Origin of the sequence: Nonomuraea helvata, from assembly GCF_039535785.1 — a bacterium.
In the GTDB taxonomy this organism is placed as follows: Bacteria; Actinomycetota; Actinomycetes; order Streptosporangiales; family Streptosporangiaceae; genus Nonomuraea; species Nonomuraea helvata.
The window spans coordinates 1,583,462-1,606,469 of sequence record NZ_BAAAXV010000001.1 but is presented as its reverse complement, the minus strand read 5'-3'; the positions used below and the strand labels follow the sequence as shown (position 1 = coordinate 1,606,469).

Annotated in this window: 20 protein-coding genes; 17 read left to right on the top strand and 3 right to left on the bottom strand. The window is 68.7% G+C overall.

What is annotated here, in order from left to right; all coding sequences use genetic code 11:
* Nucleotides 1-118 precede the first annotated feature (118 nt).
* Nucleotides 119-433 carry a hypothetical protein gene (locus ABD830_RS07405; RefSeq protein ID WP_344985693.1) on the bottom strand — a complete coding sequence of 105 codons (315 nt, stop codon included), beginning with the start codon at nucleotides 431-433 and terminating at the stop codon, nucleotides 119-121.
* Between the two features lie 370 nt (nucleotides 434-803).
* Here ABD830_RS07405 and ABD830_RS07400 point away from each other — a divergent pair, with 370 nt between their 5' ends.
* Entirely contained in the window at nucleotides 804-959 is a 156-nt protein-coding gene (locus tag ABD830_RS07400; protein ID WP_344985692.1) for a hypothetical protein, read from the top strand.
* 92 nt (nucleotides 960-1,051) lie between these two features.
* Here ABD830_RS07400 and ABD830_RS07395 read toward each other — a convergent pair whose 3' ends face one another.
* Complete coding sequence (locus ABD830_RS07395; protein ID WP_344985691.1) at nucleotides 1,052-1,717, bottom strand: hypothetical protein; 666 nt, start codon at nucleotides 1,715-1,717, stop codon at nucleotides 1,052-1,054.
* A 39-nt stretch (nucleotides 1,718-1,756) separates the two neighbouring features.
* A complete protein-coding gene (locus ABD830_RS07390) occupies nucleotides 1,757-2,371 on the bottom strand; it encodes a DUF1345 domain-containing protein (protein WP_344985690.1) in 615 nt (204 codons plus the stop codon).
* A gap of 173 nt (nucleotides 2,372-2,544) precedes the next feature.
* Here ABD830_RS07390 and ABD830_RS07385 point away from each other — a divergent pair, with 173 nt between their 5' ends.
* From ABD830_RS07385 to ABD830_RS07310, 16 genes are all read left to right on the top strand, one after another.
* The gene (locus ABD830_RS07385; RefSeq protein WP_344985687.1) at nucleotides 2,545-5,196 is read left to right on the top strand and encodes a helix-turn-helix transcriptional regulator; all 2,652 of its coding nucleotides are present in this window, start codon (nucleotides 2,545-2,547) and stop codon (nucleotides 5,194-5,196) included.
* 47 nt (nucleotides 5,197-5,243) lie between these two features.
* On the top strand, nucleotides 5,244-5,705 hold the full coding sequence (locus tag ABD830_RS07380; RefSeq protein WP_344985686.1) for an Hsp20/alpha crystallin family protein: 462 nt from the start codon (nucleotides 5,244-5,246) through the stop codon (nucleotides 5,703-5,705).
* A gap of 19 nt (nucleotides 5,706-5,724) precedes the next feature.
* On the top strand, nucleotides 5,725-6,198 hold the full coding sequence (locus ABD830_RS07375; protein WP_344985685.1) for a YflT domain-containing protein: 474 nt from the start codon (nucleotides 5,725-5,727) through the stop codon (nucleotides 6,196-6,198).
* 19 nt (nucleotides 6,199-6,217) lie between these two features.
* Nucleotides 6,218-8,110, top strand: coding sequence for a molecular chaperone DnaK (dnaK, locus tag ABD830_RS07370; RefSeq protein ID WP_344985683.1), 1,893 nt, complete (start codon nucleotides 6,218-6,220; stop codon nucleotides 8,108-8,110).
* 1 nt (nucleotide 8,111) lies between these two features.
* Complete coding sequence (locus ABD830_RS07365; RefSeq protein ID WP_344985680.1) at nucleotides 8,112-8,615, top strand: nucleotide exchange factor GrpE; 504 nt, start codon at nucleotides 8,112-8,114, stop codon at nucleotides 8,613-8,615.
* Nucleotides 8,615-9,553 (top strand): DnaJ C-terminal domain-containing protein, encoded by a 939-nt coding sequence (locus tag ABD830_RS07360; RefSeq protein ID WP_344985678.1) that lies wholly within the window; start codon nucleotides 8,615-8,617, stop codon nucleotides 9,551-9,553. The genes ABD830_RS07365 and ABD830_RS07360 overlap by 1 nt, the downstream gene beginning before the upstream one ends.
* Complete coding sequence (locus ABD830_RS07355; RefSeq protein WP_344985676.1) at nucleotides 9,550-9,840, top strand: chaperone modulator CbpM; 291 nt, start codon at nucleotides 9,550-9,552, stop codon at nucleotides 9,838-9,840. The genes ABD830_RS07360 and ABD830_RS07355 overlap by 4 nt, the downstream gene beginning before the upstream one ends.
* Before the next feature lie 24 nt (nucleotides 9,841-9,864).
* Nucleotides 9,865-12,468 (top strand): ATP-dependent chaperone ClpB, encoded by a 2,604-nt coding sequence (gene clpB, locus ABD830_RS07350; RefSeq protein ID WP_344985675.1) that lies wholly within the window; start codon nucleotides 9,865-9,867, stop codon nucleotides 12,466-12,468.
* A 1-nt stretch (nucleotide 12,469) separates the two neighbouring features.
* Nucleotides 12,470-12,901 carry a thioredoxin gene (trxA, locus tag ABD830_RS07345; protein ID WP_192791799.1) on the top strand — a complete coding sequence of 144 codons (432 nt, stop codon included), beginning with the start codon at nucleotides 12,470-12,472 and terminating at the stop codon, nucleotides 12,899-12,901.
* Nucleotides 12,898-14,565: an FAD-dependent oxidoreductase gene (locus ABD830_RS07340; RefSeq protein ID WP_344985671.1), complete on the top strand. Its 1,668-nt coding sequence runs from the start codon at nucleotides 12,898-12,900 to the stop codon at nucleotides 14,563-14,565. The genes trxA and ABD830_RS07340 overlap by 4 nt, the downstream gene beginning before the upstream one ends.
* 5 nt (nucleotides 14,566-14,570) lie before the next feature.
* Complete coding sequence (locus ABD830_RS07335; protein WP_344985669.1) at nucleotides 14,571-15,020, top strand: DUF1931 family protein; 450 nt, start codon at nucleotides 14,571-14,573, stop codon at nucleotides 15,018-15,020.
* A gap of 1,241 nt (nucleotides 15,021-16,261) precedes the next feature.
* Nucleotides 16,262-17,248, top strand: a complete 987-nt coding sequence (locus ABD830_RS07330; protein ID WP_344985667.1) for a LacI family DNA-binding transcriptional regulator — start codon at nucleotides 16,262-16,264, stop codon at nucleotides 17,246-17,248.
* 183 nt (nucleotides 17,249-17,431) lie between these two features.
* Complete coding sequence (locus tag ABD830_RS07325; RefSeq protein ID WP_344985666.1) at nucleotides 17,432-19,594, top strand: alpha/beta hydrolase; 2,163 nt, start codon at nucleotides 17,432-17,434, stop codon at nucleotides 19,592-19,594.
* Nucleotides 19,595-19,742: 148 nt separating this feature from the next.
* On the top strand, nucleotides 19,743-21,107 hold the full coding sequence (locus ABD830_RS07320; RefSeq protein ID WP_344985665.1) for an ABC transporter substrate-binding protein: 1,365 nt from the start codon (nucleotides 19,743-19,745) through the stop codon (nucleotides 21,105-21,107).
* 102 nt (nucleotides 21,108-21,209) lie between these two features.
* Nucleotides 21,210-22,127 (top strand): carbohydrate ABC transporter permease, encoded by a 918-nt coding sequence (locus ABD830_RS07315; RefSeq protein ID WP_344985664.1) that lies wholly within the window; start codon nucleotides 21,210-21,212, stop codon nucleotides 22,125-22,127.
* Nucleotides 22,127-23,008, top strand: a complete 882-nt coding sequence (locus tag ABD830_RS07310) for a carbohydrate ABC transporter permease (RefSeq protein WP_344985663.1) — start codon at nucleotides 22,127-22,129, stop codon at nucleotides 23,006-23,008. The genes ABD830_RS07315 and ABD830_RS07310 overlap by 1 nt, the downstream gene beginning before the upstream one ends.

Genomic DNA, 23,008 nt, shown 5'->3' with positions numbered 1-23,008 from the left:
AAATTCTTTTCGTGCGGGTGGAACGATGCGTTCGTGTTGGCGACCCTTGGTTGTTTTCCTGTGTGCGTTGTTTCCTGGAGGAGCAGGCCCGGCCGTCGTATGACGGCCGGGCCCGGCGTCATGATCGCTTCTGCTCCCCAAAACCGACGATCATGTCACCAACCGCGATGAGCGCCCTCGTCGCCGCGACAAGGGCCTCGTCATGTTTCAGGGCCGCGACCACCTCCAGGATGCTGAGAGCGGTGCGCAATCCCTTCCACCACGACGTGCTTTCCCGCGTTGACCACCTCACCACCGACGAGGAATCACCGGCGGGGTTCGCGTCGGCCGACGCGCTCTCCGCCGCCTCATCCGAGTCGCCCGGGTCAGAGATGCGACACACCAACGGCCTCCCCTCAACAGCGGTCGCGACCTTCGCGAGCTGTCGCGACACGCACGCGAAGGCTGTGCCGTGAGTGGAGTCGAGCCGTTGGAACACCTCGTCGCCTGAGGTAGCGGTTCCACCGTGTCACTCTCCGGAACATGTAGACAACACAGTGCAATGAACGTAGTGCGTCTTCGGTGTCTACGGCTGAGTGCGTTGGGGTCTCCTTGCGCTACGAACCATCCGATCGCCTGTGGCTGGCGGCGCTCCCGTCCCTGATATCTCGCCATCGCCGGGCAGAGATCTTCTCGATCACCCCCCCGGCCACGCTGCTGGCATGGAGTCGCCAACTCGTGGCGAAGAAATGGGACCACAGCCAACGCCGTCGCCCCGGGACGGCCTTCCACCGCAACCGCGGATCAAGGCACTCGTTCTGCGCATGGCCGCCGACGATCCCACGTGGAGCCACAGGCGGATCCACGGCGAGCTGACCCGCCTCGGCCACACGAGCGCCGCTTCCACCGTATGGGCCGCAGGCGCTCAGACGGCCCGGCTGATCATCCTGCCGAACCACACCGGCGACGCCACTACCTGAACCACCGAACTCAGCAGGCCCGCCGATTCTTTGGCGGGTCTGCGTCTCTGGTGACCATCGCTGGGTCTGAACTGGCGGTGGCTCTAAATGATCTACCGCGATACACGGTCCGTACACAAGAGCAAGGCGGTGGAGAGCCGCCAGGCGGTGTCGTTGATCACGCCGAACGCGGCGGTGGCGAACACGCCCGCCAGCGCCCGTGACAACGAGGTGAACAGCCGCCATGGGCGGTTGGCCCGCACCATGCCGGCGAGTAGGCGCACGCGCCCGCGCAGGCCGGGCATGACATAGCGATCGGGGACGACCCGGCCGGGCTCGGTGTCTCCTTCCACCCTACGGCCGATCACAGGGAGGCGGTCACGGCCGGTGGGCGGGAGGACCAGCAGGCCGACGACGTTGACCACGGCCTCCAAGGTCCGACCGACCAGGTGAAAGGTGCCGAGGGCGGGCAACGACAGCAGGGCGACGCGGTCGCCGGTGCTGACCTCCGCGCTCACCGCGTCCAGGCCCAGCCGGCGAGGGAGGTCGGTGAGGAATATCCCGACGTCCCAGCCGGACTCGGGCAGGTGCGGACGGACAGCGGTGAGCATGGCTGAGATGTCGACCTGCTCTTCCGCCGCCAGGGGAGCGGTGTACGCGCACACCTGCCCGTCGAAGCCCGGGCCGAGCCGCTCCCGCAACCGGCCGGGTAGGTCGCGCGCCACCCTCACAGCCAGCTCGGTGGGCAGGTCAGGATCGGCGACCAGGGCGATGCGCATGTCCAGGCCCTACCCCGAGCGGATCGCCCTGATCAGGGGTTACTGGCCCAGGCCGGTGACGAGGTTGATGGCCACGGCCAGGATGCCGGTGTTGAAGAAGTAGGACAGCAGGGCGTGCGCGAGGGCTACCTTGCGGATGTGCGTGCTGACCACACGGTTGTCGGTGACGCCGAAGGTCACGCCGATCGTGAACGCGAGGTAGGCGAAGTCGCTGTGCGCCGGCGGATCCTCCTGCCCGAAGTCGATGCCGCCCTCCTCGTCCACGTAGTAGAGCCTGGCGTACTTGAAGGCGAACACCGTGTTCACCAGGCCCCACGACACGACGACCGTCACCACGCTCAGGATGACCAGGGCCGTCGTCAGCGGGGTGTGACTGGCGGTGCGGACCAGGGCGAGCGCGACCGCCCCCAGGCTGGCCACCGCGCCGATCAGCACGCCGGTGTCGGTGGAGCGAGCGTCGCCCTCCTCCTTGGCCAACCGCTTGGTGTCATGGTGATCCTTGGGCCAGCTGATCAGCCACACCCAGACCAGGCCCACCGTCGCGGCCACACCCCAGCCGAGCAGCGGCGACAACTCCGGGACCCCCAGCCGCCAGGCACCGGCCGCCATGACGACCCCGGCCCCCAGCGATGTCAGCACGCGCCTCACCGACATGACGCGCTTCCCCGCGCGTCCCCTGGACCCAGACCTCACCGCTCCAACATCCCAACGAGCCCCCGCAGCCAACATCCCCCAGCCGGGTAGTGGTCCCCCGCGGGTGTGAAAGATCTTGGCGGGCTTGGGATTCACCGTTCCCCGTCGTGGCAGGCGGTCCATGGGGGGACAGCATGCGGGGACGCGATCGGGAGTGGCGTCACGTCGATGGCCTGCTGCGGGTGTTGCGGCGAGGTGCGGGCGGGACGCTGCTGGTGGACGGAGAACCCGGATCGGGGAAGAGCCGGCTGCTGGCCGAAGCCGTCGCCGAGGCGTCCGAACGCGGCATCGGGGTTGTCCACGGCAGGGTGGAGGAGATGGGCGAGGTGGCCCCGTGCGGCATGTTGCTGGAGGCCCTCGATCTGCGCTCTGAGCCGGAAGCGGGCGACGCCGCCGCCCGTTTCGGTCCGCCGGTCCTGGAGCGGCTGCGGGCAGGGTTCGAGCTGCTGGCCACGTCACCGGTGCTGGCCGTGCTCGACGACCTGCAACGGGCGGACCCAATGACGCTGAGGACGTTGCACAGCCTGCACGACCGGCTGGTCAACTGGCCCATCGGCTGGATGATGAGCCGCTCGACAGTGCCGGACAGGGGCCAGGCCGTGTCGCTGTTCGACATCCTGGAATGGGAGGGGGCCGACAGGGTGACGCTCGCGCCGCTGTCACCGGACGCGGTCGCGGCGCTGACGCAGGACACGCTCGGGCGGTCGCCGGACCCGGCGACGCGGGCGCTGGCGGCGGCCGCCGGAGGCAATCCGCTGCTGATTACCGAGCTGTTCGCGGGGCTGCGCGAGGAAGGGCTGCTGGGGGACGGGGCGCGGGCCCGCGTGCCCGACCGGCTGCGGATGGTGGTGCGGCGCTGGATCGACACGCTGAGCGCGGAGGCCAGGAGCCTGATGGAGACGATCGCAGTACTGGGCCGTTCGTTGTCGCTGGAGCACGCCGCGTCGCTGCTGGACACCACGCCCGCCGCGCTGCTCCCGATGACGGAAGAGGCCACGGCCGCGGGCATCCTCCTCGTGACCGAGCACGGCCTCACCTTCCGTCACGAACTCGTCGGGGACGTCGTCGCCGCGGGCATCCCCTCATCGGTGCGGCAGACCCTGCTCGACCAGTCCGGCGTTCTCATGGGCTCTGAGCGGCCGGGGTCGGCCGGCCTGCTCACCGGCCCGGCCTCCTCCGACATAGACGCGGCGGTCGCCAGTGGCCGGCTGGACGAGGCCGAGCAGATGGTGCGCGGCCGCCTCGCCGAGCACGGCTCCGTGTACGGGGTGGCCGAACTGCGCTGCCTGCTCGCGGACACCATGTACCTGACGGGCCGGGGTGAGGAGGCGATCCGCGAGGCCGAGACGGTGCTGGCGGTGCCGGGCCTCCCCCGCCACGTACGCGAGCGGGCGACCCTCGTGCATCTGTACGCCACGGTGCGCCTGCGGGAGGGCGCCGGCTTGCGGTCGTTCGCGCAGGAGGTCATCGACGGAACTAATCGATACGGTTCCGCAGCCAGGACCGCCGCGCTGGTCGCCCTGGCCACCGCCGAGCGGCACGAGGGCAGGCTCACGGCCGCGCTGGCTCTGGCGGAGAGCGCCGGACGGCTGGCCGCCGCCGACGCGCCCGAGGACCGCCGCTACGAGGCCTGCCTGGCCACCGTCGCCGTGCTCGTCGACATCCACCGGCTGGACGAGGCACGGACGATGCTCCGCCAGGCACGCAAGGACATGTTCGGCCACGGCCATCTGGCCTGGGCGGCGGACGCCTCGGCGCTGGAGGCCCGCCTGGAGCTGCTCGCGGGCCGTTTCGATAACGCGGTCACCCAGGCGAACAGGGCCCTGGACCTGGCCGGTGCGCTCATCACGCCGCTGTCGGCTGTGGCGGCCCGCGCCGTGCTCGCCGCAGTCGCGCTCCGACGCGGCGACCTGCAGGAGGTGGCGCATCACGTCGCGGAACAGCCCGGGGGCACGGCCGAGGCTCGCTTCCGGCACGCTTTGCTGTCCGCGCAGCTCGCGGAGGCACGAGACGGGCCGCGCAGCGCTATGCCCCTGCTCGCAGAGCTGCCCCGCCCGCTGCTGCTCAGCATGGAGCCCGCCGCCGGCCCCTGGATGGTCCGGGTCGCCCTGGCCGCCGGCGACCGGGCGGCGGCCGAGCACGTGGTGGCCGCCGCCGAGGCCCTCGGCCGGGCCAACCATGAGTTTCCCACGCTTGCCGCCGCCGCGGCGCATGCCAGGGGCCTGCTCGACGGGGATCGCGACGCGCTGGCCCTGGCCGCCGGGCGGACCGAGGACGTGTGGGCGCGGGCCTCCGCCGAGGAGGATCTCGGCATGCTGCTCTCCACCATCGGGCAGCGCGTGGCGGCGGCCGAGAGCCTGGACCGCGCCTTGGGCCTGTATCACGACATCGGCGCCCTGCGGGACTCCGCGCGCATCCGCCGGAGACTGCGCGGAATAGGGGTACGCCACCGCCACTGGAGCTACGCCGAACGCCCGGTCTCCGGCTGGGACAGCCTGACCCAGACCGAGCACGCCATCTCGTTGCTTGCGGCGGACGGATGCACCAACCCGCAGATAGCCGAACAGATGTTCATCAGTGTGCACACGGTCGCGTTCCACCTGAAGCACGTCTTCCACAAACTGAGCATCAGATCCCGGGTCGAGCTCGCGCGGCTCGCGGCGGAGCAGTCGAGGGACGCCTCGCCCGGCGGCGGCCGCGGCGCACGGGTCGCACGGAGTCGCGGCGATGACTACTCACCTGGGGGATGTGCCCGCGAGACACCTGGGCCAGGTTCGGACATGTAGGTCGTTACATTTTTCGGCCTGTTCAGGAAGCCATCCAGGAGGTCCAGATGGCACTGCTCACAGTACGTCGCAGGGGCGGCGAGATGTTCCCCGCCCGCGAGATCGAAGACGCCTACGACAGGCTGGGACAGCTCATGAACGCGGCTCTGGGCGAGGCTCTGGGCGCTCTTCCCGGCGATGGCGGCATGGGGGCTTGGGTGCCCATGGCGGACGTGTCGGAGACCGAAGACTCCTACGTCGTGGAGATCGATGTCCCCGGAGCGCGCAAGGACCAGATCGACGTCCAGCTGTCCGAGCGCGAGCTGATCGTCACCGGGCAGATCGAGGAGCAGGAGCGTCAGCGCCGGCACCGCAAGATGCGCAGGACCGGCCAGTTCGAGCTGCGCACGACGCTCCCGGGAGACGTCGACGCCGACCGCGTGGAGGCGCGCCTGTCCGACGGTGTGCTGACCATCACCGTGCCCAAGGCGGAGGCCGCCAAGCCCAAGCACATCGAGGTCTCCGCCTGAGGCGGGGAGAGGAGGAGTCGTGCCCGTCGCGTCGTCAGGCCCCGCCACCGCCAACCGGGAACCGATCGGGAGCTACCGCAGCTACGAGGAGGCGCAGAAAGTCGTCGACTACCTGGCCGACCATGGATTCCCCGTGCAGGGGACGTTGATCGTCGGCGCCGGGCTGCGCTCGGTGGAGCGGGTTCTCGCGCGGATGACCCTTCTGCGCGCGGCCGGATGGGGCGCGGCCACCGGAGCCTGGTTCGGGCTGCTCATCGGTCTGTTCCTGGCGATTTTCTCGATCACGGCCGCGGCAGCGTTGCCTCTGGTGCTCTGGGGGCTGGTGTGGGGCGCGGTGGCGGGAGCGATCTTCGGGCTGGTCTCGCACGCCCTCCAGGGCGGCCGGCGGGACTTCGTCTCCGAGAGCACCCTCGTGGCCGACAAATATGAGGTTCTCGTCGATTCGGAACACGTGGCCAGGGCCCATGAGCTGCTCCGGGCGATGAGTGGATAGCAGTACGAGGGAGCGAGTAATGGCGAAAGCAGTCGGCATCGATCTCGGCACCACGAACTCGGTGATCGCCGCCACGGTGGACGGCCATCCCACGGTGTTGCCCAACGCGGAGGGCTCGCGGACGACGCCGTCCGTGGTGGCCTTCACCGATCAGGGCGAACGGCTGGTAGGCCAGATGGCCCGCCGCCAGGCCATACTGAACCCGAAGGGAACGATCTATTCCTCGAAACGATTCATCGGCCGCCGCTTCGACGAGGTCAAGAGCGAGATCCACGCGGTCTCCTTCGACGTGGTCGAGGGACCCCAGGGAGCCGTGCGCTTCCAGGTCGGCGACAAGCAGTACGCGCCGGAGGAGGTCTCCGGCCTCGTCCTGCGGAAGCTGGCCGCCGATGCGGCGAAATACCTCGGTGAGAAGGTGACCGAGGCGGTCATCACCGTTCCGGCGTACTTCAATGACGCCCAGCGCCAGGCGACCAAGGACGCGGGGCGGATCGCGGGGCTCGAGGTCCTGCGGATCATCAACGAGCCGACGGCGGCGGCGCTCGCGTACGGGCTGGACAAGAAGACGAACGAGACCGTGCTGGTGTTCGACCTGGGCGGCGGCACCTTCGACGTCAGCATCCTGGATATCGGCGAAGGTGTGGTCGAGGTCCGCGCCACTTCCGGCGATGGCCACCTCGGCGGCGACGACTTCGACCGCAGGATCGTCGACCACCTGGCCGACGAATTCCAGCGGGACCAGGGCATCGACCTGCGCAACGACCCGCAGGCCCTGCAGCGACTCTTCGAGGCGGCCGAGAAGGCCAAGGTGGAGCTCTCGGAGGTCACCCAGACCACGATCAGTCTGCCGTTCATCACGGCGGACGCCTCGGGGCCGAAGCACCTCAACACCACGCTCATGCGCTCCACGTTCGAGCAGATCACCGCCGACCTGGTCGAGCGTTGCATCGCCCCCGTCAAGCAGGCGATGGAGGACGCGAAGCTCAGGCCCGTGGACGTCGACGAAGTGATCCTCGTCGGCGGGGCGACCCGGATGCCCGCCGTGCAGAATCTCGTGCGCCGGCTCACCGAGGGCAAGGAGCCCAACATGACGGTGAACCCGGACGAGGTCGTCGCGATCGGCGCGGCTGTCCAGGCGGGGATCATCAAGGGCGAGGTGCAGGACGTCGTCCTGCTCGACGTCACGCCTCTGTCGCTGGGCGTCGAGACGCTCGGCGGGCTCATGACCAAGGTGATCGAGCGCAACACGACCATCCCCGCGCGCCGTACCGAGGTCTTCAGTACGGCCGAGGACAACCAGAACGCCGTCGACATCGTGGTCCTGCAGGGCGAGCGTGAGCGCGCCGCCGACAACCGGGTGCTCGGGCGCTTCCGGCTGGAGAACATCCGGCCCGCGCCGCGGGGGGTGCCGCAGATCGAGGTCACCTTCGACATCGACGCCAACGGCATACTCAACGTCTCGGCACGGGACAAGGACACCGGCGCCGAGCAGCGGATCACCATCAGCGAGAGCTCCAACCTGGACAAGTCGGAGATCGAGCGGATGGTCGCCGACGCCGAGCGGCACCGTGCGGAGGACGCCAGACTCCGCGAGACCATCGACGCGCGCAACGAGCTGGACTCGGTCGCGTACCAGGTGGAGCGCCGGCTGGAGGAGCTGGGCGACGCGGTTCCCGTGCACGAGAAGGCGAGGGCCGGGCAGCTCGTGGAGGAGGCCCGGCAGGCGATCAAGGAAGAGGCGCCGATCGACCGGCTGCGCACACTCAGCGGCGAGCTGCAGCAGGTCTATCACAGCCTCGGAGCCGCCGCGGGCGGCGGGCCCAGCGTGCCGCCGCAGGACAGGACGGAAGGTGTCCCTGGCGGTGAGGAGGACGTGATCGACGCCGAGTTCACGACGTCGGAGCCCGAGTGACATGAACGAGCACACACCCCAGGCCCAGGCCGGCGCGCAGGGTGAGGAAGCCATCTCGCCCGCGGAGACCGACGCGAAGCTCGCGGAGCTGGAGGACCGCTGGCTGCGTGCCGTCGCCGACCTGGACAACCTGCGCAAGCGCATCGCCCGCGACGCCGAGCGGATCAGGGCGGAGGAACGGGCGAGGGTGGCGGCCGAGTGGCTGCCCATCCTGGACAACCTGGAGCTCGCGCTGAGCCACGCGGGCGACGGCGGCGCGGACGCGGTACTCGACGGGATACGGGCCGTGCGTGACCAGGCCGTCAACCTCCTGGCCAAGCTCGGCTACCCCCGCCATGACGAGGTGGACGTACCCTTCGATCCCGCCCGCCACGAGGCGGTAGCCACCGTCGAGCGGGCCGATGCCGACCCGGGCACTGTGGTGGAGGTGCTCCGTCCCGGCTACGGCGATGCCGAGCGGCAGCTCAGGCCGGCGATCGTGGCCGTCGCGAAGAAGGTGGAGTGATGGCCCCACGGCGCGACTACTACGAGGTGCTCGGCGTGGACAGGAACGCCGACGCCGACGAGATCCAGCGGGCCTACCGCAAGCTCGTGCGCGCCTATCACCCTGATGTCAACAAGGATCCCGGCGCCGAGGACAAGTTCAAGGAGATCTCGGAGGCGTACTCCGTGCTCTCCGATCCTGAGACGCGCCGCCGCTACGACGCGTTCGGGCACGATTTCCGCCAGGTGCCGCCCGATGTGGACCCCGCCGAGTGGGCCCGCGCCCGTGCGGGCGCCGGCGCGCGGGCCGGCGCGGGCGGCCAGTGGCGCCAGGCCCGGCCCGGGGACTTCGGCTTCGGCGAGGGAGTCGACCTGGAGGACCTGCTCGGCGGCATGTTCGGCGGCCGGGGCAGACGGCACTGGGGCCCCGTGCCCGGTGCCGACCAGGAGGCGGAGCTGACGCTCTCCGTTGAGGAGGCCTACCACGGCGGGCGGCGCACCATCACGCTACCCGGCGGGAGGCGACTGGAGGTCAACATCCCACCCGGGGTCACCAACGGTCAGCGGATCAGGCTGGCCGGCCAGGGCGGGCATGGAAGCGACGGAGCGCCGGCCGGCGACCTCCTCCTGATCACGCGAATCGCCCCCCATCCCCGCTACCGCGTGGAGGGCCGCGACATCCACGCCTCGCTGCCGCTCGCTCCGTGGGAGGCGGCGCTGGGCGCCACGGTCGCGGTGGACACCCCGGGCGGCGAGGCGAAGGTGAAGGTGCCGCCGGGCACGTCCTCGGGCCGCCGCCTGCGGTTGAAGGGCCGCGGTATGCCAAATCCGCGCGGAGCGCCCGGCGACTTCTTCGCCGACGTCCGGATCATGGTGCCGGCCAGGCTCACGGACGAGGAGCGGCGCCTGTTCGAGCAGCTCGCCGCCGTCTCTCACTTCGACCCGAGGGGGCGTTCATGACGTACGCGATCGTCCGCCCGATCAGACTCGACCTGGACTCCTACGCGCGGGCCACGGGCCTGCACCCGCAGGCCGTGCGCCGGCTGGTGACGCTCGGTCTGCTGGAGCCGACCAGGAACGCCAGGGGGGAGTTGTGCTTCGCCCCCTCCCAGGTGGCAACCGCGGCCCGGATCCAGCGGCTGCACGAGGGACTGTCCATCAACTACGCCGCGATCGGCGTGGTGATCGACCTCCTCGACCGGATCGAGGAGCTGGAGGCCGCCCTGCGCGGCCTCTCACGACGCTAGGGGGCTGGAGTGGACCCGAACAGGATGACGCAGAAGTCGCAGGAAGCCCTGCACGACGCCCAGACCAAGGCCCTGCGCTTCGGTCACACCGAGGTCGACGGCGAGCATCTCCTGATGGCCCTGCTCGACCAGCCAGAAGGTCTGGCACCCAGGCTGGTGGAGCAGGCCGGAGCCGATCCGCGGCGCCTGCACGCCGACCTGGAGGCCGAGTTGTCGCGGCGGCCCAAGGTCAGCGGGCCGGGCGCCGCGCCGGGTCAGGTGTTCGTCACCCAGCGCCTGTCGCGGCTGATCGACGCCGCCGACCGGGAGGCGAGGCGGCTGAAGGACGAGTACATCTCTGTCGAGCACCTGCTGCTGGCCCTGATCGAGGAAGGACCCACGACCGTGTCCGGTCGGCTGCTGCACGAGCAGGGGCTGACCAGGGACCGGTTCCTGGAGGCGCTCACCTCCGTACGCGGTCACCAGCGCGTCACCTCGGCCATGCCCGAGGTCGCGTACGAGGCGCTGGAGAAATACGGACGCGACCTGGTCGCCGACGCTCGTGCGGACAAGCTCGACCCGGTGATCGGCCGCGACACGGAGATCCGGCGGGTGATCCAGATCCTCTCCCGCAAGACCAAGAACAACCCGGTGCTGATCGGCGACCCCGGCGTCGGCAAGACGGCCGTCGTCGAAGGGCTCGCCCAGCGCATCGCCAACGGCGACGTCCCCGAGGGGCTGCACGACAAGACCGTCTTCAGCCTGGACATGGGCGCGCTCGTGGCGGGCGCCAAGTACCGCGGGGAGTTCGAGGAACGCCTCAAGGCCGTGCTGAACGAGGTGAAGGCGGCGGAGGGCCGAATCCTGCTGTTCGTGGATGAGATGCACACGGTGGTGGGAGCCGGGGCGACAGAGGGAGCCATGGACGCGGGCAACATGCTCAAGCCGATGCTGGCCCGCGGCGAGCTGCACATGATCGGCGCGACCACGGTCGAGGAGTATCGCCTGCACATCGAGAAGGACGCCGCCCTGGAGCGCAGGTTCCAGCCGGTGCTGATCGACGAGCCCTCGGTCGAGGACACCATCTCGATCCTGCGCGGCCTGCGCGAGCGGCTGGAGGTCTTCCACGGCGTGAAGATCCAGGACAGCGCTCTCGTCGCCGCGGTGACGCTGAGCCACCGCTACATCTCCGACCGGTTCCTGCCCGACAAGGCGATCGACCTGGTCGACGAGGCGTGCGCGATGATCAGGACCGAGATCGACTCCATGCCGGCCGAGCTGGACGCCCTGACCAGGCGGGTGCGGCGGCTGGAGATCGAGGAGGCCGCCCTGGAGAAGGAGGAGGACCCGGCCAGCCGGGCCAGGCTCGCCGAGTTGCGCACGGAGCTCTCCGCCCTGCGTTCCGAGGCCGACGCGATGCGGGCGCAGTGGGAGGCCGAGCGCTCGGCCCTGCGCAAGGTCCAGAGCCTGCGGCAGGAGATCGAGCACGTACGGCGGGAGGCCGAGCAGGCCGAACGCGACTACGACCTCAACCGTGCCGCCGAGCTTCGCCACGGCAAGCTCCCCGAGCTGGAGCGCCGGCTGCGCGCCGAGGAGGAGCGGCTGAGCAGCAGGCAGCACGGGCAGCGGCTGCTGCGCGAGGTGGTGACCGAGAGCGAGATCGCGGACATCGTCTCGCGCTGGACCGGCATTCCCGTGTCCCGGCTGCAGGAGGCCGAGCGGGACAAGCTGCTCAAGCTCGACCAGATCCTGCACGAGCGGGTCGTCGGGCAGGAGGAGGCGGTGCGACTGGTGGCCGACGCCATCATCCGCGCCCGCTCCGGCATCAAGGATCCCCGTCGCCCCATCGGGTCGTTCCTCTTCCTCGGGCCGACCGGGGTCGGCAAGACCGAGCTGGCCAGGTCACTCGCGGCGGCCCTGTTCGACACCGAGGACAACATGGTCCGCATCGACATGAGCGAGTACCAGGAACGCCACACGGTCAGCCGCCTCGTCGGCGCCCCTCCCGGCTACGTCGGCTACGAGGAGGGCGGGCAGCTCACGGAGGCGGTGCGGCGCAAGCCGTACTCGGTGGTGTTGTTCGACGAGATCGAGAAGGCCCACGCGGACGTCTTCAACACGCTGCTGCAGGTCCTCGACGACGGCCGGCTGACCGACGCGCAGGGCCGCACGGTCAACTTCCGCAACACCGTGATCATCATGACCTCGAACATCGGCTCGCACCACCTGCTCGACGGGATCACCCCCGACGGCGAGATCAAGCCCGAGGCCCACGACGGGGTGATGGCGGAACTGCGCCGGCACTTCCGCCCCGAGTTCCTCAACAGGATCGACGACGTCGTGCTGTTCAAGCCGCTGACCGAGGCGGAGATCGAGCGGATCGTCGAGCTGATGTTCAACGACATCAGGCAGCGCCTGGCCGAGCGGCGGCTCACGCTGGAGGTCACCGAGGACGCGCGCAAGCTCATCGCCAACCAGGGGTACGACCCCGTCTACGGCGCCAGGCCGCTGCGCCGCTTCATCGCCCGCGAGGTCGAGACCAGGATCGGCCGCGCCCTGCTGGCCGGCGACGTCCCCGACGGCTCGACCATCACGGTCGGCGCCGACAAGGGGGAACTCAACGTCACCTTCCACCCGCCGAGGAGGTGACATGCACACCGTCGTGACCTGCGTGAACTGCGGGAGGCAGAACAGGGTTCCGGCCGCGGCCGAGGGCCGGCCCCGCTGCGGGAACTGTCATCAGCCGCTGCCGTGGATCGCCGACGCCGGCGACGACACCTTCGCGGAAGTCGCGGAACGGGTGCACCTCCCCGTACTCGTCGACTTCTGGGCGCAGTGGTGCGCGCCGTGCCGGGCGGTCACGCCCGCGCTCGAACAACTCGCCCACGAGATGGCCGGACGGGTGAAGCTCGTCAAGGTCGATGTGGACCGGGCCCCGGCCCTTTCGCAGCGGTTCACGATCACGGCCGTGCCGACGCTCATGATGCTCAACGAAGGCCGCGTCGTGGCACAACGCGCGGGCGGGGCCCCGCCGGCCCAGCTCCGCGAATGGGTCGAGGGGACGTTGAGGACACCGTCATGATGGAGTCGGCGGCCTCCCTGCCCGAGACACCGGACCTGCATGGGGCCTATCCCCGTCTGGACGAGCGGCGCGTCGCCGAGCTGTCGAAATGCGGCGAGCGCAGAACCGTGTCGCCCGGCGACGTGCTCTACCGGGAGGGTGAGCCGATCCGGGAGTTCATCGTGATCCTGCGGGGCAAGGTGGCCACGGTCGAGGGGTACGGCGGCGAGGAGGAGCGGACGATCGCCGTCCACGGCCCCGGACGCTTTCTCGGCGAGCTCGGCCTCCTCACCGGCCAGGCCGGGTTCCTGACCGCCGTCGTGCGGGAGCCCGGCGAGATCCTGGCTGTTCCGGCCGACCAGGTGCGCACGATGGTGGCCGGTGACCCGGCGTTCGGAGACCTCGTCCTGCGGGCCTACCTGACCCGCCGCACCATGCTGATCGGGATGGACGCCGGGTTCCGCATCATCGGCTCCCGCTATTCTCCCGACGCCCGCCGGTTGCGCGAGTTCGCCGCCCGCAACAGGCTCCCGCACCGATGGATCGACCTGGAGGAGGATGAGGAGACGGATGCGCTCCTCCGCCACCTCGGCATCTCCCCGCAGGAGACCCCGGTCGTGATCTGGCGCGGAGACCAGGTGCTGCGCAACCCGTCCGTCGCCACGCTGGCGAAGACCGTCGGCCTGCCGGTGCCCCGGCCGGCCGACGGCGTGTGCGACCTGATCGTCGTGGGCGCGGGCCCCGCCGGCCTGGCCGCGAGCGTGTACGGGGCCTCGGAGGGCCTGACCACGGTCGTGCTCGACGCGGTCGCCGCGGGCGGCCAGGCGAGCACCTCCTCCCGCATCGACAACTACCTCGGCTTCCCGTCGGGCATCTCGGGCGCCGAACTCGCCGAGCGGGCCGTCATCCAGGCGGCCAAGTTCGGCGCCCGGCTGACCGTCCCGGCCGAGGCGAGCGGGCTGGAGGCGGACGACGGCCACTACACCGTCCACGTCGCTGGAGGGCCTGTCGTACGGGGCCACGCCGTACTGATCGCCACCGGCGCCCGTTACCGCAAACTCGACGTCCCCGATCTGGAGAAGTACGAAGGGTGCGGCGTCTACTACGCGGCGACGCCGTTCGAGCTGCGCATGTGCCGCCAGGCGCCGGTGGTCATCGTCGGCGGCGGCAACTCCGCGGGCCAGGCGGCACTGTACCTGTCCAGGAACGCCTCGTCGGTGCGCCTGCTCGTCCGCGGCGGCGACCTCGGCGGAAGTATGTCCCGCTACCTCGCCGATGCGATCACCAGGACTCCCGGCATTGAAATCATGTTCCACACCGAAGTACGCGAGCTCCTCGGCGACAGCTCTCTGCGGGCCGTGCGCGCCCAGAACAACCAGACCGGGCAGTTCATCGAGATCGAGACCAACGCGATGTTCGTCTTCATCGGCGCGGATCCGCACACTGGATGGCTGGAGGGCGCCGTCCCGCTGGACGACCGGGGCTTCGTCATCACAGGCGAGGGCTCGTCGTCGCACTGGGAGGCCCTGCCCCTGGAGACCGGGCGGCAGGGCGTCTTCGCCGTGGGCGACGTCCGCAGCGGATCGACCAAACGGGTCGCGTCCGCCGTCGGGGAGGGCGCCATGGCGGTACGCCTGGTGCACGAAAGGTTCACCAAGACAGGGAATCGACAGGAAGGACGGTGATCCGGATGCCAGTGATCGCGGTTTCCAGGTTCGAGCACTTCTTCCGCGCCGCCGCGGGACTAGACGTGGACAAATCCGATCTCAAGCGATACAGCGACTTCATCAACCGGAAGCTGTACGACATGCTCGTCGTCGCCGAGGCCGCCGCGAAGTCGAACCGGCGCGACATCATCCAGCCCTGGGATCTGCCCATCACCAAAGGACTGCAGGAGAGCATGCACGACTTCCGGGACCTGGACGAGGAACTGGATCTGGCATCGATCCTGGCGGACCTCGCGGCACTGCCTCCGCTGGATCTGTCGCTCAGCGAAGAAGCCGAGGCCCGGCTACCGGCTGTGGCGGGTGGGCTCTCCGTGGCGCTCGCCAGGGCGATCAGAACCATAGAGCCTGACCGCAAGAACCCGGCGAGCAAGGAGTGGACACGCACAATCCGTGTCTTCGACCTACTGCTATGACGAGATTCGGCGCGTTGCTGGTGCCTCTGCTCGCCACGCGATCGGATGGCGGCTGCTCGGGCACAGGCAGGCCTGGCCCACCCCGCAGGGGACTGGCCCGCGCTGCACCAGATGATCCACGAACTGTCGGAGGAGGCGTACCAGCTCATGCCCCCGGCTGTACGTTTCGCCGGTTCTGCAGCCGAACGCGTTCGCCACTGGGCGCAATCCGCTCCACCCATCCACCGATCGCCGGCCGGATCGCACGGCTGGAGGCCATGGCCGGTTATCGCCGCTGATCTGGGCTTGGGGCCGGCGGGTAATTCCTCAGGGTGAGGGCAAGGTCAACGACAGCGAGCGTGCGCTGGACCCGTACGTCTGGTCATGAGACAGCGACGTCGGCGCTCGATCCGCCGCTGTGTCGTCGAAGGGCCTGCTCAGGGCAAAATGCTGCTCGAGAACGGAGCGCCCGCTACCCAACGCGGGCAACTTCACGGTAAGAGGTGAAAGACGACCGGAAGCCGCCAGGCGGGGCACCACGTCTGGGGGTGCGGTGATGGCATTGTCCGCCGCGAGGCGATGGCTGGACAGGTGGGGTGACCGAGTCCCCGGCTCAGGCCAATGGCGGCGGCGTGGGCTACGTCGCTGGGTGCGGCGTGAGAAGCAGTTGCTGATGCCGACGGTGACAGTCATCGTCGGGTGCCTGGTGGCTTGGTGGATCTCCACCGAACTGATCGGCTCACCTCAGCCGGTTTGGCATGCGCAGCGCGGCCTCGTGTGACAGGCGGTGGCGCTGATCCACGAACTGCCCGACCAGCACCAGATCGACGCCTGCGGCGTGCCGCCACGGCCGCGCTGACCGCCATCGGCACGTGGTTGGTGCTCTCGCTGACGGCGGCACTGATGGTGCAGATGGCAGCCGGCATGTTCGCGGTGCCGGGCAGCGTCCAGAAAGCCGGGCCAGCGCTATGAGCGAGATTTGGCACCGGACAGGCCGTCGAGACCGTGCTCGGCATGGCGGACGGTGTCCAGCCCGCCTCGCGGCACCTGCGGCCGGCGACGACCCTCAGCGTCTGCGACTCGACGGGGCCCGCCTCGTCGTTGATACGCCCAGCGTTCCAGCTGGTCTAATTCGTGATGTTCGGTCGGCCGAAAAGGCCTTGTATCAGCAAAAGTTATCGCTTACGGTGACGCTGCAAACGTAACCGATAACGATTGCAACTAGTGAGGGCTGCATGGCTGAGGGCGGCACGCCCGTAACGATGAGCGATGTCGCGCGATTAGCAGGCGTCTCGACCGCGACCGTGTCGCGGGTGGTCAACGGCCGTTACGGCGTCAGCGCGAGCACAATCGCACAGGTCCGCTCGGCCATTGAGCACCTCGGCTACGAGTCGAGCCTGGTGGCCACCAGCCTGCGGCGCAGCCGCACCAACGTCCTCGGCCTGGTGAGCCACAGCTTCCAGTCCTACACGGCCGAAGTGCTCAAGGGCGTGGCGGAGGCGCTGACCCAGTCGGGCTTCGACCTGATCATCTACGCCAACAGCGACCTCTACGGAACGTACTCCGAGGGCTGGGAGCGGCGGCATCTCGCCCGCCTGTCGGGCACGCTCACCGACGGCTGCATCGTGATCACGCCCTCAGGCGACATGCGGAGCAACACCCCGATCGTGGCCATCGATCCGGTGCGGGACTCGACGGTGCCGTCGGTGACGGCGGACAACCTCGCGGGGGGCACCACGGTTGTCGAGCATCTGCTCGCCCTGGGGCATCGGCGGATCGCATTCATCGCGGGCAGGTCCAATCTGGAGGCGGCATGGTTGCGCGAAGAGGGATACCGCAGAGCACTGGCCTCAGCCGGGGTGCCGGTAGACCCCACGTTGATCGCCAGGGGCGACTTCAACCCCGAGTCCGCGGTCCCGCTCGCACGGGCGCTGATGGACAGGGAGGACCGTCCGACGGCGATCTTCGCGGCGAGCGACGGGATGGCCCTGAAGGCCCTGGAGGTCGCGAAGGAACTGGGGCTCAGCGTTCCCGGCGACCTGTCGCTTGCAGGGTTCGACAACATACCGGAGTCGGCTCTGTGCGATCCGGGGCTGACCACGGTGGACCAGTCGATGTACCGGCTCGGGTTCGAGGCCGCCCGCATGCTGAGGTCGCTGGTGAACGGTAACTGGGAGGGCCCACACCAGATAGTGCTTCCCATCCGCTTGGTGGTACGCGGCTCCACCGCGGCACCCAGAACGCCCTGAAAGCGGGGCGCTACACATAGTGTGGCGCCCGGACACATCTGAACGCTCGAGCCACCGAGCGTTCAGATGCAAACCCCGTTACCCATGGAGGTACGTGCACACAGAAACCCACAGCACATTCACCAATAAGTCAGGTCGGCCAGGCGGGTGCCATCCGCAGCCAACCATCAAGGGAGTTTAAACATGCGTTCATTAGCCTATCACGGCAGCTCGCGGCCTATTGGCGTACGCCGATTCACGGTGGCGATCGCCGCCGGAGCCATGCTGATCGCGGCAGTGCTGCTCGCGCCACGGCCGGCGGCGGCGGACACACCATGGCTCAGCGTCTCCGAGGACGGCTACGCGTCGTTCACCGTTCCGGTGGCCTCCGTCGAGGCAGCCGTGGGCCAGGTGTCCGGGGTCGTCATCGAGGGGAACTTCGGGCCCTCCTTCACCTGGGCGGAGTTCGGCCTGACCCGCCGGGGCACCGCCTTTTCCGGGGTCCTCGGCCCGCTCAAGCCGGGGCTGTACACCTACCAGGTCACGGGCGACGACACCAAGGGTCTCAAGGACCCGACGAACGGTACGAGCGTCGCGTCCAAGCCGCTCCTGAGCACCTTCTTCGTGGCGGGCGACTCGGTGCGCCTGCTCGCGGACGTGCCTCAGGGGCAGGGCGGCAAGGTCGAGACCCTCACCTACCGGACCAAGGGCCAGGAGCGGTCGGCGCTGGTGTGGTTGCCGCCGGCGTACTCGGGCAAGGGCCTCAACGCCTACCCGGTGTTGTTCCTGCAGTCCGCCACCGGTGTGAGCGCCACCGACTGGCTCGACCTCGGTCGCGCCAAGCAGATCCTCGACAACCTGTCGGCTCAGCGGTCCATGAAGCCGATGGTGGTCGTGATCAGCGACGGTGACGCGGCGGCCGGAGACAAGGAGCTCCAGAAGACCGTCACGGAGCGCTACCGCGTGCTCCGCGGCGCGGCGCACCAGGCGATCGCCGGGGTGGCCGAGGGTGGGACGCAGGCGCTACGTGCCGCACTGGCCCACCCGGCTCAGTTCGCCTACGCCGGCTCGTTCTCGGGTCTGCTGACGGACGGCGTCGGCCGGCCGGACGCGCACGCGATCAAGCTGCTGCGCCTGTACACCGGGAACGTGACGGATCCCGCGTACAACGCGACCAGCCGGCTGACGAAGGCGCTGGACCGCGCCCGGATCACGTACGAGTTCGACGGGGTCAACCCCGACGCCGGGGCGAACTGGAACGCCTGGCAGGAGAACCTCATTGACTTCGTGCCGCGGCTGTTCCGCAAGGTGTCGGACCACGGCCCGAGCGCCGGTCACGGGCGGCTGAAGGGTGAGTTCAACCCGCCGGCCCCCGGCACCACGCCGACGCCGTTCGTGAGCGAGGACCGCTTCGTCACCTTCGAGACGACGACCGACTTCAAGGACGCCCAACGCGTCAAGGTGTGGGCGAACTTGGCTCCCAACGGCAGCTGGCTGCGCGTCCGGCTGTCGCGCGAGGGCGACCGGTGGCGGGCGACCGTGGGTCCGCTCGACCCATGGTTCTACTACTACCGGCTGATGGTGGACGGCGTCTCGGTCAAGGACGTGTCGAACCCGACGAAGGTGACCTCCGAGCCGACCTGGAGCACCTTCCTCGTCAACGGCGAGAGGTCGCGGCTGCTCTCCGACGTGCCCGCCGGCCAGGGCGGAAAGGTGGAGAGCCTGACGTACCGGAGCACCGTCGCGAACCAGGACCGGACCGCGCTGGTCTGGACCCCGCCGGGATACGACCCGAACCGCGCCGAGCCGTACCCCGTCTTCTACCTCCAGCACGGTAGCGGCCAGAGCTACACCGACTGGGTGGAGATGGGCCGCGCCAAGCAGATCCTCGACCACCGGTTCCTCGACGGGGACCTGGTGCCGATGGTGGTGGTGATGGGCAACGGCAACGTGTCCGACTTCACCAAGGAACTGCTGGAGAACATCGTTCCGGCGGCCCGTGCCCGGTACCACATCTCCAGCGACCCGTCGCGGCAGGCCCTCGCCGGCCTCTCGATGGGAGGTGGGCAGACGCTCACGCTGCTCAAGGCGCGCCCGGGTCAGTTCGCGTACGTCGCGGCGTTCTCGGCCGGGTTCGGCAGCGGCGCCGGCGTCGACGCGCAGGCGATCAACAACGGGACCAAGCTGTTGCGCCTGTACGTCGGCGACCAGACCGACTTCGTCTACCCGTCGTTCATGACGTCCCTGACCACGTTGAACGACCTCGGTATCCGCTACGAGTTCGACGGGGTCACCCCGGGGCCGCACGGCTGGGACGTGTGGCAGAAGAACCTCATCGACCTGGCACCGCGCCTGTTCAAGCGCTGACGGAAGCCCGACCCGGGCGACATATCGCACCCGGGGTGATGTTAGCGCTCACAAGAGAATCGACACGGGGGCGGGGTACGGGTGGCGTCACCTGTTCCCCGTCCCGTTCGATCGCTCTCCTACAGCGATCCCCAAGGGAAACAAGCCAATGACGAAAAACAGGATCATCGCGGCGGCCCTGCTCGCCACCACCTCCGCGCTCGCCGCCTGCTCCTCCGGCCAGCAGGCCGGCAGCGCGGGCAACCCGAGCGGAAACGCCGTCGCCAGCAACTGCACGAACACGATCCCCAAGAAGAACCTGCCGGTCGTGACGATGTGGGGCTGGTACCCCAACACGCAACTCGTCGTCGACAACTTCAACAAGCAGAACGGTGAGGTGCAGGTCTGCTGGACCAACGTCGGCCAGGGCGGCGACGAGTACGACAAGTTCCAGACGGCCATCTCGGCGGGCACCGGGGCGCCCGACGTCATCATGATCGAGATGGACCGGATCCCGACCTTCCAGATCCAGAAGTCGCTCGTCGACATCAAGCAGTACGGTTATGACCGCGTCAAGGCCGACTACAGCGAGGGCGCGTGGAAGGACGTATCCGTCGGTCAGGCGGTCTATGGCGTGCCGGTCGACGGTGGTCCGATGGCGATGATCTACCGGAAGGACCTCTTCGAGAAGTACGACATCAAGCCGCCGAAGACCTGGGACGAGTACGAGCAGGCCGCGCAGAAGATGAAGGACGCGGGCGGCCCGCACTTCGGCGACTTCGCCGCGAACGTCTCAGCCCTCACGATGGCACTGCAGATACAGAAGGGCGCGTCTCCGTTCGCCTACGACCCGGCGCAGCCGGAAAAGGTCGGCGTCAAGCTGAACGACCAGGGCTCCAAGGACGTGCTCGACTACTGGGCGCGCCTGGCGAAGAAGGGGCTGGTTGGGACAGAGGACCAGTTCACCCCCGAGTACATCTCCGGCGTCATCAACGGTAAATACGCCACGTACATCTCGGCGGCGTGGGCGCCCGGCTACCTCACCGGTGCCGGTGTCGGCAAGGGCAAGGACACCGGCAAGTTCGCGGTGGCGCCGCTCCCGCAGTGGGATCCCGCCAACCCGGTGCAGGTGAACTGGGGCGGGTCTGCCTTCTCCGTGACGAGCCAGGCGAAGAACCCCGAACTCGCGGCGAAGGTGGCGTACGGCCTTTACGCCGACAAGGAGTCGCTCACCGACGGCTGGACCAACCAGATCATCTTCCCGCTGAACCTCAAGGCGCTCAACTCGCCCGAGTTCGTGAACCTGAAGGTGGCGTTCTTCGACGGCCAGCAGGCGAACAAGGAGGTCTACGTGCCCGCGGCGAACGCCTACAAGGGCATGACCTACAGCCCGTTCGGCCAGTACTACTTCGACGCCTTGACGAAGCAGGTCAGCGCGCTCATCGAGGGCTCCGTCACCGGTGCGCAGGCCGCCGACCGGCTGCAGGAAGACGTGGTGAAGTACGCCAAGGAGCAAGGTTTCACCGTTCAGTGACGAGCGGGGTGGGGCCGCGCCGTCTGAGGCCGGCCGGCCCGCCCGCTGCTTCCCCGCATCGACTTCCCGGAGCCCAAGATGTCCCTCCTGCTAGAAGAGGGTGTGTCCAGCACCCAAGAGAAGACGCACAAGATCCGCGGTAAGGTGCGCCTCCGTGAGCATCTGATGGGGTGGCTCTTCGTCGGGCCATTCGGGATCGTCTTCCTGGCGTTGCTCATCGCGCCGCTCGGGTACGCGCTGTATCTGAGTCTCTTCCAGAAGAAGCTGATCGGCGGCACCAGCTTCGTCTTTCTCGACAACTACGTGAAGGCGTTCACCGACCCCAGCTTCCTCTCGGGGTCGTGGTTCGTCATCCGCTTCTCGCTGGTGTCCATCCCGCTGCAGATCATCGTCGCGCTCGCGATGGCGTTGATCCTGGACGCCGTGACCTCCCTGTTCACCCGCTTCGCGCGCCTCATGATCTTCCTTCCCTACGCGATTCCTACAGTCATCGGGGCGGTCATGTGGGGATTCCTGTACAGCAAGAGCTTCGGGCCGCTCGCCGACGTCTTCGACTGGTTCGGCGCCACGCCGCCTGATTTCCTGAGCACCAACCTGATCTTCTACGGCCTGGTCAACGTCGTCACCTGGCAGTGGGCCGGCTACTACATGATCATCCTGTACGCGGCGCTCCAGGGCATCGACCCGGCGCTCTACGAGGCCGCCCGCATGGACGGCGCCGGCAAGTGGCAGATCGCGCTGCGGATCAAGATCCCGCTGATCACCCCCGCGCTGGTCCTGATCCTGGTCTTCTCGCTCATCGGCACCTTGCAGTTCTTCAACGAACCGCAAATCCTGCGCTCCCTCGCGGCCGGCACGATCGGTCCTGACTTCACCCCCAACATGTACGCGTACCAGCAGGCGTTCGCACTCGCGAACTTCAACTACGGATCGGCGATCTCCTTCGCTCTCGGCGGGATCGTGTTCGTCGGCGTCTACGCCTTCCTGTTCTTCACTCGCAAGCGGAGGAGCTTTCTGTGATGAGTGACCGCTCCCTGGCCGGCGCCCGCCGCCGGCCGTCACGCCACCTCCCGCTGCAGGTGCTCCTCGGCTTTCTGGTCGTCTATTTCCTGGTGCCGTTCTGGTGGGTCATCGTTAACAGCTCCAAGGACGCCCCCGGACTGTTCGGGGGCGGCAACACCCTGTGGTTCGCCGGCCACATCGACTATCTCGGCAACCTGCGGCAGTTGTTCACCTACGACAATGGCATCTACGGCAGGTGGATCCTCAACTCCACCCTGTACGCGATCGCGGGCGGGGTCGGGGCCACGGTTCTGTCCGTCATGGCCGGCTACGGATTCGCCAAATACCGCTTCGCCGCCAGGCGTTTCTCCTTCGCCCTCGTGCTCGGCGCGTTGATGGTGCCCGCGACGGCCTTGGTGATTCCTACCTTCATGATGTTCTCGCAACTGGGGTTGACCAACACGATCTGGGCGGTGATCCTGCCCTCACTGCTCAACCCGTTCGGCGTTTATCTGATGCACGTATATGCGCGTGACGCGGTCCCCGACGAGATCCTGGACGCGGCGCGGGCCGACGGGGCGGGGGAGATCCGGACGTTCGTCCAGGTCGCCTTTCCGCTGATGCGGCCGGCGGTGGTCACGGTGCTGCTCCTGTCCGCCGTGGCCTCCTGGAACAACTACTTCCTGCCCCTCGCCATGCTCTCCGACAACCGCCTCTTCCCCGTCACCGTCGGGCTCGGCATGTGGCAGGGCATCGCCTCGGCCAACAACGCGGGCAGCACGTCCCTCTGGAGCCTCATCATCCTGGGCGCGCTCGTGTCGGTCATCCCGCTCGTCATCGCCTTCTTCACGCTTCAGCGACACTGGCGCGGCGGCCTGTCCGTCGGCGGCCTGAGATAG

Excerpts from the sequence above, each read along its gene's own strand:
- ABD830_RS07400 (WP_344985692.1), top strand. The coding sequence starts at position 804 with ATGGCCGCCGACGATCCCACGTGGAGCCACAGGCGGATCCACGGCGAG.
- ABD830_RS07395 (WP_344985691.1), bottom strand. The coding sequence starts at position 1,717 with ATGCGCATCGCCCTGGTCGCCGATCCTGACCTGCCCACCGAGCTGGCT.
- ABD830_RS07390 (WP_344985690.1), bottom strand. The coding sequence starts at position 2,371 with ATGTCGGTGAGGCGCGTGCTGACATCGCTGGGGGCCGGGGTCGTCATG.
- ABD830_RS07385 (WP_344985687.1), top strand. The coding sequence starts at position 2,545 with ATGCGGGGACGCGATCGGGAGTGGCGTCACGTCGATGGCCTGCTGCGG.
- ABD830_RS07380 (WP_344985686.1), top strand. The coding sequence starts at position 5,244 with ATGGCACTGCTCACAGTACGTCGCAGGGGCGGCGAGATGTTCCCCGCC.
- dnaK (WP_344985683.1), top strand. The coding sequence starts at position 6,218 with ATGGCGAAAGCAGTCGGCATCGATCTCGGCACCACGAACTCGGTGATC.
- ABD830_RS07365 (WP_344985680.1), top strand. The coding sequence starts at position 8,112 with ATGAACGAGCACACACCCCAGGCCCAGGCCGGCGCGCAGGGTGAGGAA.
- ABD830_RS07360 (WP_344985678.1), top strand. The coding sequence starts at position 8,615 with ATGGCCCCACGGCGCGACTACTACGAGGTGCTCGGCGTGGACAGGAAC.
- ABD830_RS07355 (WP_344985676.1), top strand. The coding sequence starts at position 9,550 with ATGACGTACGCGATCGTCCGCCCGATCAGACTCGACCTGGACTCCTAC.
- clpB (WP_344985675.1), top strand. The coding sequence starts at position 9,865 with ATGACGCAGAAGTCGCAGGAAGCCCTGCACGACGCCCAGACCAAGGCC.
- trxA (WP_192791799.1), top strand. The coding sequence starts at position 12,470 with ATGCACACCGTCGTGACCTGCGTGAACTGCGGGAGGCAGAACAGGGTT.
- ABD830_RS07340 (WP_344985671.1), top strand. The coding sequence starts at position 12,898 with ATGATGGAGTCGGCGGCCTCCCTGCCCGAGACACCGGACCTGCATGGG.
- ABD830_RS07335 (WP_344985669.1), top strand. The coding sequence starts at position 14,571 with ATGCCAGTGATCGCGGTTTCCAGGTTCGAGCACTTCTTCCGCGCCGCC.
- ABD830_RS07330 (WP_344985667.1), top strand. The coding sequence starts at position 16,262 with ATGAGCGATGTCGCGCGATTAGCAGGCGTCTCGACCGCGACCGTGTCG.
- ABD830_RS07325 (WP_344985666.1), top strand. The coding sequence starts at position 17,432 with ATGCGTTCATTAGCCTATCACGGCAGCTCGCGGCCTATTGGCGTACGC.
- ABD830_RS07320 (WP_344985665.1), top strand. The coding sequence starts at position 19,743 with ATGACGAAAAACAGGATCATCGCGGCGGCCCTGCTCGCCACCACCTCC.
- ABD830_RS07310 (WP_344985663.1), top strand. The coding sequence starts at position 22,127 with ATGAGTGACCGCTCCCTGGCCGGCGCCCGCCGCCGGCCGTCACGCCAC.